10 protein-coding genes and 1 pseudogene are annotated in these 13,030 nt (G+C 71.0%); all 11 read left to right on the forward strand.

Annotation, left to right across the window (positions count from 1 at the left end; translation table 11 throughout):
- The first annotated feature begins 126 nt into the window (after positions 1-126).
- On the forward strand, positions 127-516 hold the full coding sequence (locus tag JOE68_RS27620; RefSeq protein ID WP_204845304.1) for a hypothetical protein: 390 nt from the start codon (positions 127-129) through the stop codon (positions 514-516).
- Positions 517-2,300: 1,784 nt separating this feature from the next.
- Positions 2,301-2,471, forward strand: a pseudogene (locus tag JOE68_RS32495) (helix-turn-helix domain-containing protein); the annotation flags it as partial.
- Positions 2,472-2,600: 129 nt separating this feature from the next.
- Positions 2,601-3,527 carry a hypothetical protein gene (locus JOE68_RS27625; protein ID WP_204845305.1) on the forward strand — a complete coding sequence of 309 codons (927 nt, stop codon included), beginning with the start codon at positions 2,601-2,603 and terminating at the stop codon, positions 3,525-3,527.
- Positions 3,528-3,614: 87 nt separating this feature from the next.
- Complete coding sequence (locus tag JOE68_RS32000; RefSeq protein WP_204845306.1) at positions 3,615-4,826, forward strand: sensor histidine kinase; 1,212 nt, start codon at positions 3,615-3,617, stop codon at positions 4,824-4,826.
- Between the two features lie 3 nt (positions 4,827-4,829).
- Positions 4,830-5,495: a response regulator gene (locus JOE68_RS27635; protein WP_204845307.1), complete on the forward strand. Its 666-nt coding sequence runs from the start codon at positions 4,830-4,832 to the stop codon at positions 5,493-5,495.
- A gap of 539 nt (positions 5,496-6,034) precedes the next feature.
- Positions 6,035-6,283 (forward strand): hypothetical protein, encoded by a 249-nt coding sequence (locus tag JOE68_RS32005; RefSeq protein ID WP_307819935.1) that lies wholly within the window; start codon positions 6,035-6,037, stop codon positions 6,281-6,283.
- Positions 6,280-7,746: a hypothetical protein gene (locus JOE68_RS27645; protein WP_204845309.1), complete on the forward strand. Its 1,467-nt coding sequence runs from the start codon at positions 6,280-6,282 to the stop codon at positions 7,744-7,746. The genes JOE68_RS32005 and JOE68_RS27645 overlap by 4 nt, the downstream gene beginning before the upstream one ends.
- Entirely contained in the window at positions 7,743-7,985 is a 243-nt protein-coding gene (adfB, locus tag JOE68_RS27650) for an actinodefensin-associated protein B (protein WP_275584749.1), read from the forward strand. The genes JOE68_RS27645 and adfB overlap by 4 nt, the downstream gene beginning before the upstream one ends.
- Before the next feature lie 44 nt (positions 7,986-8,029).
- Positions 8,030-8,797: a hypothetical protein gene (locus JOE68_RS27655; RefSeq protein ID WP_204845311.1), complete on the forward strand. Its 768-nt coding sequence runs from the start codon at positions 8,030-8,032 to the stop codon at positions 8,795-8,797.
- 40 nt (positions 8,798-8,837) lie between these two features.
- On the forward strand, positions 8,838-10,796 hold the full coding sequence (locus JOE68_RS32320; protein ID WP_204845312.1) for an alpha/beta hydrolase family protein: 1,959 nt from the start codon (positions 8,838-8,840) through the stop codon (positions 10,794-10,796).
- Position 10,797: 1 nt separating this feature from the next.
- Positions 10,798-12,609 carry an ABC transporter ATP-binding protein gene (locus JOE68_RS32325; RefSeq protein WP_204845313.1) on the forward strand — a complete coding sequence of 604 codons (1,812 nt, stop codon included), beginning with the start codon at positions 10,798-10,800 and terminating at the stop codon, positions 12,607-12,609.
- Positions 12,610-13,030 lie beyond the last annotated feature (421 nt).

Here is a 13,030-nt window from a genome sequence, read left to right on the forward strand (position 1 = left end):
TAATCGCGGGGCACCCGTGGTCGGTCTCGACCCGGGCTGAGAGCTGCGCTCGGTCAAGTCGTACCTGTCCTACGACGTCAACGACTTCTCGGGCGTTTCGCCGAACTAGACGAGCTGGGGCGAGCGGTGCGCGACGCCGGCTCGATGGCTCCGGTGATCCACCCGATCGATGGCATGGGCGGTGTCGGCAAGACGGCGTTGGCGGTCCACCCGGGGTACCTGGTTGCCGAGGACTACGTCGTGTTGCTGAGCGACAGTAGCCCTCGGAGTTGGTGCCGCCCACCATGCAAGGCCGCAGTCCGCTCTGGCGCGCGCATGGCGGGCAAGAGGGTCCTGCTCATCCTGGACTACGGTGTCGATGCCGCCCAGCTCCGCCCGCTGCTGCACCAAGGCTGTCGCCTCCAACCGGACCTCATGCGCCGCCTGCTCGATCAGGTGAAGCGGGCTCGGCTGCTCCAGGCGACGACCGCAACGCCATGGCGGTGCTCAGGTCACCTGTCCGCGGCACAGCAGTGAGTCTTCCGGCAACTGAGCTCGCACCCCGGCGTCGACTCCGACGCCCACACCGTCGCGGCGATGGTCGACTGCTCGCTCGTCGAGGCGGAACAGCGCCTGGAGGAGATGGCGGACGACAACCTCGTGCGACGCAGGAGCAACGGTCGTTTCACTTCCACGCCTGACGCCTCGGCCGCGTGGAACAGATCTTCAAGCAGGCCGTCGATCACGCCGAGTGGTACGGGGCGATCCGCTACAAGGCGCGCGCTGGACGGGCTGGCTCACGTGGCGTTCCGCGAGCGGACCGGACCGAGGCGACGAGGCTGTGGCGGGAGGTCGTGGCCCACTGTCCGGAGGACATGGCCAGGCGTCGTTTGCCCGCAGACACACCTGGTGCAGATCCACTCCGACGCTGTCTGCTTCCATTGAAACACTTCTGCTTCCACGGGCAAGCAGGCGAGCGCGGACGGCACTCCGCATCGCGGCTGACATCCCGCTTCGTCCCTACCAAGCGGGCAACGGCCCAGTGTGGGAGGCGGGCGGATGTGCCTCGCTGCCCGGTGGTTCGCCCTTCGGTACTCCCGGTAAGCCAGTGAGTAGCCGATCGGTAGGGACCCCTGCCAGCCTGTGCGGGCAGGTGCGGTGGCGGCGCGCCTACGACGGGAGCCGGTGAACGGCTCGGTGTCCGGGGCGGCCGCCGCACGCGATTCGTCGTGCAGGGGGAGAGGCTGTGAAGGGGAAACACGACCGGTGGGACGCGGTGGGCCACGTCGCGCCCGGTGACTGGGCAGGTGCCGACGCCTGTCGCCGACCCGAGGGCCGCGCTCCACCGCGATCCGTTGCTGCGCTCCTCGGGGCCCAGACGAGTGCTGCTCCGATGGCCGGCGATGACCTCGTTCGACCGGACGGCTTGAGAATCGCTCCTCGACCGGTTGCCCGCGTACGCGATGCCGCTGATCGCGCGGTGGGCCTGTCGGCCGGTGCCACCGGGAGTCATCGGGCGCCGAGCGGGCCCGCCGGCGAGGTCGGCGCCTCTGGCAGGTGGAGCTGGAGCGGGACTCCGCGATGCGCTTGGCAGCGGTGTGCAGCTGCTTACGCTCGCACTTGCCGGTCGGCCGCGATGGCGACGCTCTGCGCGTACTACTCCAGTAGCACGCGCAGAGCAGCGCTACGAGAGTAATGCGCCGAGTCGCACCCCTGGTAGGACGACCACGGCCCGCCTTTCGGTTAATTTCCTTCTCGACGGACGCATCGACCACCAGGCTGGCGGAAGGCATCGGATGACCAGTATTCTCCCGATGGGCGTTCCGGCCGGTTTCCGGAACAGGCCGGTCGCATCGCCGTCGGATTTCACCGGAGCGCCACCGACCGCGGGCCCCGGTGCCGTGCTGCCGGGGAATGCCCGCGGTCGTGATCCGGATCGTTCCACCGGCGGGTTTTCCGCTGAGCGGGAAAGCGTCCCGGCCCAGATCACGTCGGTATTCGCGCAGGGCGTTCCCGCCACTTGGCCGCCGACCACGCGGTTGCAGCGCTGACGTCGAGCAGGTCCTCCGCACCCCCACAGCGGAGAACGGGACGCGCACGACAGCTCGTTGATGGCTAAAGTTCCTGCGGCCTTGTCGAACCCATCCCCGCGTCGGAGTCGTCTTCACGCGCACCACGTCACTGCGGTACGGTTGGTATCCAGGTATCCACAGGCCGTAGTCGTTGGCGGGGTCGTCCGGTGGATGTGACCGGTGTGGGGGTGCGAAATCAACGTGCAAGGAGCTCCATCACCAAGTGGCGCGCAGTCGACGCATGAATTCGTGCTTAGGTTGAAGCAGCTCAAGGATTGGACGGGACTGACCTTACGCCAGATCGAGAAGAACGCCCGGGACCACGGGAACGACGTCCCCCGGAGCACGCTCGCGGCCGTGCTCAACCGCACGGGGCTCCCCAAGGAGGAGTTGGTCGCCGCGGTCGTCAGGGCGTGCGGCGCCGACCCGGAGCCCTGGCTGCGAGCGCGAAGACGGCTCGCCGCATCGGGCTCAGGTGCCGGCGTGGCGGTCCCCGCCCGGGAGGGAGGTCCTTTCCGGATCGGCTCGCCTCCCCCGGCCGGCAGGCTCGTGGGGAGGGCTGCAGAGCTGTCGCGGCTGCGCCGCTCGCTCGCGGAGGACCGGAGCGATTTGCTGATCGTCCTCGAGGGGCAGGCGGGTGCCGGGAAGTCGGCGTTGGCGGTGCGCGCCGCGCGAGACGCGGCACGGCACTTCCCCGGCGGCTTGGTGTACGTCGACCTCCGCCACACGACCCCGGTGGTCGCGTCGCCGCCCGCGGGGAAGGGGCAGCTCTGGGTGCTGGACAACGCGACGTCCGCTGAACAGGTCGAACAGCGGCTGCCGTTCCTCGGCGGGAACGCCGCGCTCGTGACCTCGACGGGACCGCTCGGGTTGCCGGGCGACGTCCGCACCGTTCACGTGGGGCCGCTGTCGGAGGAGGACTCGGTCGCGCTGCTGGCCGAGCTGGCAGGTGAGAACCGGGTGCGGGCGGAGTCGGAACAGGTACGTCGGCTGGTCGAGCTGTGCGACCGGCTGCCGCTCGCCTTGCGGATCGCGGCTGCGAGGTTGGCCGCTCGCCCGGCGTGGCGAGTCGGCGCGCTGGTCGACCTGCTGGCGGACGAGCGGCGCTGCCTGGACGAACTGCGGGCGGACGCGCTGAACGTGCGGACGAGCCTCGCGGCGAGCTACGACGCCCTCCGGGACGACGGCGGTGAGGAGGCAGACGGCGCGATGCAGGCGTTCCACCGGCTGGGGGCGCTGGAGTCAGCGGGGTTGGACCGGCACGCCGCTGCCGACCTCCTGGGCATGACCCCCGAGAGGGCGGAACGCGTCCTGGAACGACTGGTGGACAGCCGTTTGGTCGAGAGCCAGGAGCCCGGTTCGTACCGCGTGCCGAACCTGGTGCGGTTGTTCGCCCGTGAGCGGGCGTCGGACTCGGAGCACGCGGAACGGCACCGGGGCGGGCGCGGTCGGCCCGGCGCGGTGCGCGTGTCCTGACGGAAGCGGGTCGAGATGTCGCGGGTGCCACGTGTGCCGGCTCCGACCGGTGCGGCTGTGATACGGCTCTTCTCATTCCTGCGGGTTGTGCGCGACTTCCTCGCCGTCGCCGGTTTCACCCTCGTGTCGTCGGGTCGATTGGAGCGGCCTCCGGTGTCGCTCGCCTGGCAACGGGTCCGGCTGGCGGTCATCGCCGGCATGGCGGCCTGGGTCGTCTTCCTCAACGTCGTCCCACCGAAGATGACACCCGGCGCCACCGTGCCGGCCACGTGGTTGCTCACCGCGGTCACGGTGCTGCCGGTCCTGCTGTGCCTCACCCGCCCGCTGTGGGCGTGGCGCGTGGCCGCGGTCCTGATCGCGGGCATGCCGCTCGTGCACGAGGGGCTCGCGGACCTGTGGGGGTGGCCCTGGACGGCCGGGCTGTTCCTGTCCACCGCCACCGTTCTCTACGTCGTGGCGGAGAACCACTGCCAGGCCGTCCTGGTGTGGGTGTTCCTGTTCACGGTGGCCTGCGCTTGGGCGCACCTCGAGGACTGGCGTGACCTCTTCCTGCTCGGCGCGATCACCGCAGGACTGCTGCTGCTCGGGAGCACGCGGAGGTTGCGGCGCATCGCCGAGGCCGATCGCGAGGAACAGCAACGTCGACGCGTGGTGGAGGAGGTCCGCGCCGCCACGCTGGAGGAGCGTGCCCTCATCGCGCGGGAGCTCCACGACGTCGTGGCGCACCACATGTCGGTGCTCGCGTTGCGGGCGGATTCCGCGCGCTACCGGTTCCCCCACCTGTCGGAGGAGCTGCGGGAGGAGTTCGCGGCGATGCAGGACACCGCGCGGGCGGGCATGACGGAGATGCGGCGCCTCCTGGGTGTGCTGCGCAACGCGGACGGGCGGGCGGAAACCGCCCCGCAACCCGGTGTCGGGCAGATAGCCGAACTGGTGGAACGGTTGCGGCACGCGGGTGTCGCGGTGTCGTTGCACGTGGACGTGGGCGCGGTGCCCGACGGTGTGGCGCTGTCCGCTTACCGGATCGTGCAGGAAGCCCTGAGCAACGCCGTCCGGCACGCGGCGGGAGCCGAGGTGGACGTGCGCTTGGACGCGGACGCGGAGAGCCTGCGGCTGATCGTGGCCAACACCGCGGGCACGGGCGCCGCGCCCGGGGTGAAGACCGAACGCGCCAGGCACGGCCTGCTCGGCATGCGCGAGCGGGTCGCCGCGCTGGGCGGCGCCTTCCGCGCCGGCACTTCCGAGCGAGGGGGGTTCACCGTGGAAGTCACTTTGCCGCTGGACGGCGTAGGAGGTTAGCCGGTGCGCACGACGGTGCTGATCGTCGACGACCAGACGATGGTGCGGCAGAGCTTCCGCGCCGTCCTGGCCGCTCAGCCCGACATCGAGGTGGTCGGTGAAGCGGGCAACGGCGCGGACGCGATGCGCGCGTGCGCCCAGCACCGCCCGGAGGTCGTGCTGATGGACGTCCGGATGCCCGTGATGGACGGCCTGGAGGCCACCAGGCGGATCCTGGGCGATCCGGAGGCGGTCGGCGCGACCCGGGTGCTGATGCTCACCACCTTCGACGTGGACGAGTACGTCTACGGCGCGTTGCGGGCCGGTGCGAGCGGCTTCCTGCTGAAGGACGCGCCGCTGGACGACCTGGTCAACGCGGTGCGCGTGGTGGCGGCGGGCAACGCCCTGTTCGCGCCGGCGGTCACCCGGCGGCTGGTCGCGGAGTTCGCGGCCCGGCGGCCGGACAGGGTCGCGCCCGATCGGGCGCACCGACTCACCCAGCAGGAGCGGAAGGTGTTGCGGCTCGTCGCGCGGGGCATGTCGAACACCGAGATCGCGGCAGCGCTGGTGATCGTCGAGCAGACGGCGAAGACGCACGTCAGCCGGGTCTTCGCCAAACTCGGCGTGCGCAGCCGGGCCCAAGCCGTCGTCGCCGCGTACGAAATGGGTCTCGTGGTGCCCGGGGAATGACTTCCGTCCCGGTCCGCGCCGACGCCCGGGACGGTCCGGGACGGTCCGGGACTTCCCGCCGGCATTGCTCGGCGCACTTTCCGGCCAATAGATTTCACCTCGTACCGGAGTCGGGCGGGTTTCCGTCCCGAGAGAAAGGTGAATCGAATGACCAGCACCCTCGTTGCCTCGCGGTTGGCCGGTGGCCACCTCCTGCAGCACCTGAACGACGAGCCCACCGCCGTGGCGGAGGGCTGCGTCCCCGCCGGTGGACCATGCCTTTCCGACAACCACTGCTGCGGTGGCTTGGTGTGTGACTGGTGGACCTGCGCCTGGGCGTGACGCTTGTGGGGCCCTGTCGGACGGTCGTCCGACAGGGCCCGGTGCCGGCCACTGTCAGAAGGCGTGATTGGAGAGCGGTGACAAGTCTGTTAAAGGCCGCGCGAAAAGCCCAGGAATTTCTTTCCTCGGTATCGCGCGAGAACGGTCGTCATTACTTTGAAAAATGGCCTGCCGTGCCCTCGGCGCGGACTTGCGGAGAGCGCCAGTTGGGTGCCGCGGTGGCGCGCCTGCGGATCGTCCAGCGGTTGACGGTGGGGTTCCTTAGTCCCGTCGAGGACGCGCTCTTCCTCGCCACGGGCCTGCGCCACCTCGGGTTCGACGCCTCCTTCCACCTCGGCAGGGAACTGGTCCCGGGCACCGGCGCCGCGGGCTACTACGCCTGGGTGTCGTGCGGTGAGCAGGTCGTCAGCACCTCGCTGCCCGTGGCCGACGAGTACGTCGAGGTGTTCCGGACGGCGGGACGATGAGCACCACGTTGGGCGTCGTTGACGTCATCGGGGACCGCGTGCGATCCGAAGGGCGAGACAGCGCCGCGGAGCTGCTCGGGGCCAGGATCGAGCGCTCGGCGTCGTCGTTCCGGTTGAGCTGGAAGCGCCCGGCGTCCCGCGCCCTGTACTACCGCGTGGGTCCAGGACGCTTGGAGTGGGACGGCGACCTGTCGGCGTTCCTTGTCGGCGCCCTGAGCCCTGAACCTGACCCAGGCATGATGCTGGCGCTCATGCAGGGTCACCCCAGGCCACCGGACGCCAGCGCGCTTCCTGGCGTGCACAGGCTGTGCGCCGGGACGGAGGTGCGGGTGGACCTCTCCGGAGTGACGGTCTCGAAGAAGCGGCCCGACCTGCCGCACCGATCCCCCGACCTCGAGCGGGCGGTGGGCGACGCGCTCGTCGCCCACGACTCGGATGCCGCGATCGCGTACAGCGGCGGCGTCGCGTCCGCCTTCGTCGCCGTGAGCGCCGTCTCGGCCGGTCTGCGCCCGCTGCTGGTGCACGCGGACCTTGACCTGCCGCTGCGACGGCCGCCCGCCCGGATCCCAGGGTTGACGGTGCGGCGGGTGGATGTGGACGTGGCGAGCCTGCTGGAGTGGGATTCCATCTCCGGCGAGGAGGTGTGCCCACCCCTCCCGGACACCGCCGTGCCGGCGCGCTTGGCCGACCACCTGTCGGTCGAGGTGGGCCAGCACCTCGTCGGGGGCAACCTGCTCGAAGACCTCGTGTCGGCGAAGCTGCCCGATGCCGACACCGGGTTCAAGGACTGGCGACTGCTGACCTGCGAGCCGTTCCACGTCACGGGCACCCTGCCCGGTCTGGCCAGGGCCAGGGAACTGCTCGGCAAGCGGATCGCGCACGCCCATCCGCAGGGTGGTGAGCCGCTCGCTGCGCCACCGGCCGCGCGGCCCGGCGCCGCTGTTCTCCCATGGTTGACCGCTCGCGGTCGCTCGGAATTGGAGACGGCAAGCGGCGGCGTGCTCGCGGTGTGGCGGGAACATGTCGAGTTCCTGCCCCCGGTGCTTGCGCGGTTGACGGCGGGCATGGAGGAGCGCGGTGGCATGGCGTTCCGGACACCCGCGGTCGACCCAGGGGTTCTCGCCGCCGCGTCCGCACTGTCCCCCGATCGTTCCGGTCGCATCAGGAAGGGGTTGTTCCGCAACCACCTCCCGCTGCGGCGCGCGCTGACCGCGGCGGGTGTGGGAGGCGTCCTCACGGCTGCCTCCGGGCACTGGCTGCGGACCGCGGCAGCCATCCACCTACACCGTGCGCGCAAGGGGGTCGTCGAGGAGCTGAAGCGCGGGTTCGCGTTGGCCGACTCGGGGTTGGTGGACCCGCAGGCCGTCGTGCAGGTGCTCGGTGACGGGCGTGCCATCGCCGAGCACGCGATGCCCCTGCTGCGCCTGTTGTGGCTCGACCGGTGGTTGCGGGGGCGAGGATGACCGCCCTCCGCATCGCACCCCACGTCACTGTGACCCAGTTGCCCTACGGCGGAGCCGTGCTGGTCGACGGGGTGACGCTCGCCGTCGCCGAGTGCGAGGACCGGGAAGCCGAATTCCTGGACCTGCTGCTGTCGCGGGGCGCTCTGCCCGAGGGAGCCAGCCCCGCGACCCGGCGGTTCGCCGAGCAGCTGGTGGGCGCCGGGTGGTTCCTCGCCGTCGACGACGAACGGAGTTCGTGATCATGTCCAGCTGGCTCACGTCTGTCGTCGACTCGTGGCCGGACGTGCTGGCGGGCGTGCTCGCCGGACCGCTCCTCCTCGCCGGGGTCGCCAAGCTGTCGACCCCGGCGGCGAAACTGCCCTGGCCGGTGCGGACCGGCCCGCTCCGCGCGCCGCACGGACCTCGGTCGGTAGGTGCGGCGGAGGTGGTCGCCGCCGCCTTGGTCGTCCTCCTGCCCGGTGTGCTGGCGGCTGCTGTCGCCGCAGTCGGCTACGGCCTCCTGACCGGGGTCGCCTGGGCGTTCAAGGGCAGTCAGTGCGGTTGCTTCGGCTTCGCCGCGCTCGCGGACGTAGGCAACGGGCACGTCGGTGCGAACGCCTCCGCCGTCGCCTTCGCCACGGTGCTCGTCTTCGTTCCCCCTGGGAGTGGCAGCGCCGTCCGCGCCGGCGCGGCGGTCGTGGCCGCCCTCGTCACTGCTGCGGTGCTGCTAGCCGCCCGACGAGCGCGCGACGAGCAGACAACCACGTCCACCTGCGATGAGCAAGTGAGCGGTGTGGTGCTCTACGTGTCCGATGGTTGTCCGTCGTGCCGGTCGCTCAAGCACCTGCTGGAGACCACCGTGGAGCAGGTCCGCCGTGACGCGGTGACCATGGTGGCGATCACCGACCAAGGGGAGGTGCCCGAGGACATGCGCAGGCTTGGGGTGCCCAGCGCGGTCGGCACGGACGCCGACGGACGCCCGGTGTGCCCGCCCGTCAGCGGTGTCGGCCCGGTGAAAGCCCTGGTGGACAGAATCACCGTCGGTGCCGGGGCGGTTCCCCGTGAGTGCTGAGGACATCCACTTGCAAAGATTGCGCCGCCTGCGGAGCTGGGTGGACCGGTCACCTGACCCGCACGTGTGGGCGGTCGTCAGCGCGCCGGTCCACCCGTCGATCGCCGACAACAACGCGGCTGCGGTGTCGTGGCGCGGGGTGCGCCTCGACCCGGACCTGGCGGGTGTGCCGCCGTCGCCGCTCCGCATCGCGCGGGTCGAGATCACTCACCCCGGCGGCGACACACCCTGGGCGGTGCAGGTCGAGTCGATCCTCGGCACCGGTTTGGCCTGGCACCCTGAATTGCCGCTGGTGGCGGGGTTGGCCGTTCGCGACCGACGCGCCTACCCGTGGGTGGCCGATTACCGGGCGGGCACCGTGCGGCGCCACCCGCACATGCGCTCGGCCCTGTCGCTGACGGCACTGGGCGAGCACCGGCTGCCGCCGATCGCGTGGTGCGGCGCGGACCTCCTGGCCGTACTGCTGCCCGCCGGGGCGGCCGAGCAGCCGGCCGGGACCGCTCCACCCACCCGGCCCCCCATCGTCCACGAGGCCACCGGCCCCGGCTACGTCGTGTTCGACGAGGCTCCGGCGGAATTGGTGGCGATGGCGTCGGCCAGGGTGGCGGTCGCAGACCCGCGCACCGGTGAAGTCGCGCCGCTGAGCGATCCACTGCTCGTCCGGGAGCTCTCGCCCGCCCCTAGCGGTGCCTTCCTGTTGGTCGACCACGTCCTGGACCGCGCGTCCGGGCGAGCTCACCCGGACGGGATGAGCCGGGCGACCTCCCTGTGGGAAGTCCCCGCTCCGGGGCGGGAGGGGACGCGCGCGGAGTCGCTGCCCGCCGGTGCCCGCTGGGCGCTCGGGAGGTGCGACGCGCTGAGCTGGCCGGCCTCCGAGGGCAGCGGCAGCCGGGTCCGCATCGGTCCGGCGCGCGGAGACGGCCAGTGGTTCCGACTGCCGCACGGGTCGCCCCGCGACTCGGCCTGGTGGCCGATCCGACACCGCGGGGCTGCTCACGTCCTCGTGGACAGCGGGGGTTCCCTGTGGTTGGTCGGTGAGCGCGAGGAGATTCGGTTGACCAGACCGGATGCCGGCTTCCGCCTCGTCAGAGCGCATCCGTCGGCCCGGACCGGGTCGACCGGCGAGTTCGCGTTCGACTGCGCCTTCGCTGACGACCGCCGCGGTGTGGCCGTCTTAGACCTCGCCGGGCGGTCGGTGACCGCGATCCCGGCGGGCCACCCGCCACCGCCGACCGGCCACCGGCCCGCACCGGCCACCCGCGAATCGCCCGGTGCCCGGCTCACGTACCTGCCTGGGGAGGGAACGCTGCTGCTGTGGTTACGGGGCTTCGACGCCGGGTCGGGGCTGCCGCAACGGCCGACCACCCCTCTGGTGCCGGGCGAGTGGCCCGGCGCCGTGCTGGACCTGGTGATGCGCTGGCCTACGGTGGGCGGTCCGGAAGCGGTGCACGACGACGTCGTCACATCGGTCAGGAACGCGTTGAACGTGCTCGCGCAGGAGCACGGGCATGAGTACAACGGCAGCGTCGTGGTCGGCGGTCACAGCTTCGGCGCCACCCTCGCCCTCCACGCGCTCGCGCACGTTCCTGGCTTCTCGGCGGCGATCGTGCACAGCGGGTGCTACAACCGCACGCGTACGCCGACCGGGTTCCAGTTCGAGCGGCGTTCCCTGTGGGAGGCACCTTCAGTCTACGACGCGTTCAGCGCGCTGCGCACCGCCGACCGCCTGGACCGCCCGGTGCTGATCGTGCACGGGCTGGCCGACACCAATCCGGCGACACCACCCGACCAAGCCGTGGAGCTGTACCGGGGCATCGTTGCGAACGGGGGTACCGCGCGGATGGTGCTGATCCCGGACGAGGAGCACAACCTGCGCCACTTCGAGACGCAGCGGACGCTGCTCCAAGAACACCGGCAATGGCTCATGCGGTGGGGGAGCCCATCAGGAGGTGATGGGCGTGGAGCGCGCACCGGCTCCCGGGACCGCTGGTCTGCGTGAGGTGATCACCACCTTCGCCTTCGCGGTACGCCTGGCTCGGCAGGCCGATGTCCGCCTGCTGGCACAGGTGCTGGCGATCCAGTTCACCACCGCGATCGGTCTGGGTCTCGCGATGCTGGCCCTGTACCGCGTGCTTGGCGCCGTCATCCCTACCGCGGGGGGAACCCCGAATGCGGAGAGCATGGTGCCCGCCGTCGCGGGCGGGATCCTGCTGGGCACCGCCGGAGGAGTCCTCCGAGCTGTGCGGGCCGCGCGCGAGCGCCTGCTGGCGGTCGAGGTCGACCGGTACGTTGTCGGCATCGTGCTGAGGTCGGCGGCTGAGGCCGAACTGCTGGACTTCGAGGACGCGGACTTCCACGACCGACTACACCGCGCGGTGGTCGCCTCGCGCAACCAGCCGGCCGCGATGGTCACGACGGCCATGAGCGTGCTGCAAGCCCTGCTGACTGTCATCGCCGTCACCGGTGCGACGGTGATGACGGCGTGGTGGCTGCTGCCATTCGTGGTGCTCGCCGCCGCACCGGTGTTCCGAGCGGCTGGCAAGGAGCGCAGCGCGGGCTACCGGATGCACCACGACCTCGCGGAGGACCGGCGGCACCGGGCCTACCTGGAACAGTTGCTCACCGGTCGTGACGAAGCCAAGGAGGTGCGTTCGCTGAACCTGGGCGCCGTGCTGCGCGCGCGCTGGCAGGCCCGTTACGACCTGGAGGTCGAGCGGACCAGGCGGCTGTACCGCAAGTACATGTGGCGCAAGGTGGTCGCGCGGTGCTCGGGCGACGCGGTGGTCCTCGGAGTCGTCGTCGCCGCGTGGTTCGCGGTGCGTGCCGACATTGGGCGTCTGTCCGCCGCCCTGACGGCGCTGCCCGCGTTGTGGCTGATCTCGACGCGGGTGCAGTCGATCGGTGACCTGTTGGGCGGCCTGAGCGAGTCCGTGCTGCACCTCAGGGACCTCCGTGAGTTCGTTACGCCCCCTGCGGGGGACCGGCTTCTCGGCTCCGCCGCGGATCGACGGCCGTTCAGGACCCTGCGCGCCACCGCGGTCGGCTTCACCTACCCGGGGCAGGCCCTCCCGGCGCTCCGCGACGTCGACATCACGATCCGCGCAGGTCAGGTGGTGGCGCTCGTCGGCGCCAACGGATCGGGCAAGACGACCCTGGCCAAGATTCTCGCCGGATTGTACCCACACGATGCCGGCACGCTCCACGTGGACGGTGAGCCCGTGATGGACCTGCGTGAACTGCGTGAGCGGACCGCGGTGCTCTTCCAGGACTTCCTGCGCTACAAGCTCCCGGTGCTGGATAACATCGCGTTCGGGCGGGCCGAGGAGGAAGTCGACTGGGAACGAGCCGTCGAGGCGGGCGTCCGAGCCGACGCGCACGACTACCTCCAGCGGTTGCCTGAAGGCTACGCCACCGTGTTGGGCAAGGAATTCGCCGGTGGCGCAGACTTATCGCTCGGCCAGTGGCAGCGCTTGGCGGTGGCCCGGGCGTTCTACCGGGACGCGCCGTTCATCGTCTTCGACGAGCCCACGGCGTCATTGGACCCCCAGGCGGAAGCCGACTTCTTCGAGCGCGTTCGCGACCTGTTCGCCAGGCGCGCGGTCCTGCTCATCTCCCATCGCTTCGCCAGCGTCCGCAACGCGGACCGGATTTACGTGCTGGACGGCGGCCGAGTGGTCGAAGAGGGGACGCACACCGAACTTATGGAGGCGGACGGCACCTACGCCCGTCTCTTCCGCCTGCAAGCGGAATCTTTCCGGGACGCGCTTCCCGGAGCTCTCGGTGTGGAGCCGGGGCACCGCGTTCGCCGCTGACAGGGCTTCGCCAGGTGTCACCGGTCCGGCGACGCCGCTGATTGGTAGCCGGTCGGCGGTGGGTCGGCTCGTCGCCGAACTCGCCCCGCCACTCGGGCAGTGGTTTGCGGTGAGCTTGGTCTGATAAGGAGCCTCGTGTAGAGAGGAGTCCATTATGGACCACCCCTACCGTTGTGGCCGGCTTGGTGCTGGGACTGGTAGCGGCGCTGTGAGGCACCTCGTCCGCTCCGAACCCGGCGGTGACGAAGAGCAGGTCGCGGCGCGCTTCGCGCTCGCAGTGGTCGTGTCGGCGGCCGTGCCGGCTGAGCGTGCGCCGAGTGCGTCCCGTGCCGGTCCTCGCCGGTCACGGGACGTCCACGCGCCGACCCTGAGCTGCGTCGATGCCGGCCGTCGACAACATCCCGGGCAGTTGTTTGTCCGA

Source organism: Saccharothrix algeriensis (genome assembly GCF_016907655.1).
GTDB classification, from domain to species: Bacteria; Actinomycetota; Actinomycetes; order Mycobacteriales; family Pseudonocardiaceae; genus Actinosynnema; species Actinosynnema algeriense.